A 228-nucleotide genomic window follows, 5' to 3' on the forward strand; every position below is an offset into this window, starting at 1 on the left:
ACTTCCGGTTCTTTGTCCGGCAGGTTTTGATAGTTGGCCTTATAACCTTCCGTTAAATGGGCTAAAGATGCTTTCATAAATACCACCGTTCCCCAGGCGCGCCCTGGCGATTCAGGTCTCATATGGCCGTTCACATACTCGCCACTGGATTTATGCTTGCCTGGTCTGTAGAGATAATACGTGTCATCAAAGTATTGATAATCTATACCCGGTCCACCCGGCGCCAGA

The 228-nt window shown here is 48.7% G+C and carries 1 pseudogene; it reads right to left on the minus strand.

Annotation, left to right across the window (positions count from 1 at the left end):
- A pseudogene (locus OGW16_RS01355) lies at positions 1–228 on the minus strand (T6SS immunity protein Tli3 family protein); the annotation flags it as partial.

This window comes from Citrobacter sp. Ce104 (assembly GCF_030334595.1).
Classification (GTDB): domain Bacteria; phylum Pseudomonadota; class Gammaproteobacteria; order Enterobacterales; family Enterobacteriaceae; genus Citrobacter; species Citrobacter europaeus.